Source organism: Bacillus haikouensis, from assembly GCF_013179555.1.
GTDB classification, from domain to species: domain Bacteria; phylum Bacillota; class Bacilli; order Bacillales; family Bacillaceae_B; genus Rossellomorea; species Rossellomorea haikouensis_A.
The window spans coordinates 1-1,338 of sequence record NZ_JABMCR010000533.1 but is presented as its reverse complement, the minus strand read 5'-3'; the positions used below and the strand labels follow the sequence as shown (position 1 = coordinate 1,338).

1 protein-coding gene is annotated in these 1,338 nt (G+C 42.8%); it reads left to right on the top strand.

Annotation, left to right across the window (positions count from 1 at the left end; translation table 11 throughout):
• Positions 1–1,338: sialidase family protein (locus HP456_RS24010; RefSeq protein WP_172255683.1), on the top strand; the 1,338-nt coding region annotated here is incomplete at both ends.

The following is a 1,338-nucleotide window of genomic DNA, read 5'->3' as shown; positions in this document are numbered from 1 at the left end:
TGCAGGATCAAACGAATGGCCGGATCTTTTCACTTGTTGACGGGTTCCCTCATGGGGCCGGCCTGATGGGCGGCTTTGGCAATAACGCCTATAAAGGCACTGGTTTCAAGAGTGTGGATGGACAGCAATACTTGTATTTGAAAGATGAAAACAACAATGAATATACCATTCGTGAAAACGGCGTCGTCTATGCTGAAAGTGGTGAACCCACCGATTATTCAGTTGATGAAGATCGAAATTTATATGTAAATGGCGAGAAAATTGACAATTACTTCAGTCAAACTTCTCCCCTCAAGCCTCATAAAACATCCTATCTTGAATTGTATTACAGCGATGATGAGGGAGAAACATGGGAAGGCCCAATTGATTTGAATGATGAGGTAAAAGAAGAATGGATGATCTTCTTAGGAACAGGTCCCGGAAACGGCATACAGTTGACGGAAGGCCCAAATGCCGGAAGACTTGTATTCCCAGTGTATTTTTTAAATGAATATAACAGACAGGCTAGTGCGGTCATCTATAGTGATGATAACGGAAAAACCTGGCAGCGCGGTGAGTCTCCTAATGAAGGCAGAGTCGTAGATGGAAAAACGATTAACGAACGATATTTCACAGACTATTCTCACGAAATCACCGAGTCGCAAGTGGTCGAAATGCCTAACGGTCAGCTAAAACTATTCATGCGGAATCACTCAGGCTATGCGCAAATTGCGACAAGCTTTGATGGTGGCGAAACATGGGATTCTGAAGTCGTGACGGAGGAGGCTCTGACTGCACCATACAGCCAAATGTCTGCCGTCCGTTATAACGGACAGATTGATGGCAAGGAAGCCATCATCTTCTCTAGTGCAAGTGATTCGAACAGCAGAGTCGATGGAACGGTTAAAGTCGGGTTAATTGAAGAAGCTGGAGCCTATGAAAATGGTGAGCCAAAGTATGAATTTGACTGGAAATACAGCCAGCTTGTAAAAGAAGGCCATTATGGATATTCAAGTCTCACCAACTTACCAAACGGAGAAATTGGCCTATTCTATGAGGGAACAGCAAATACTGTAATGGATTTTATGAAATTCAACCTTGATTTTATGAAATGGGATAAGTACAAACCGACACCAAAACCGGCAATCAGGTCACTTAATCTAGCAGCTAAAAAACCTGTCCCATATCGTCCAGGAGAGAAAATCCAATTAGAAGTTGAATTTGATGACTTTGTAATACTAATGGGTGAGCAAGTGATAACCGGAAACATTGACGGGAAGGAAATGCCACTTGAGTTAGTTCAGAAAATCGACAATTCCCATTTCATTTTCGAAGGAATCGTCCCCGATGTGAAACCAA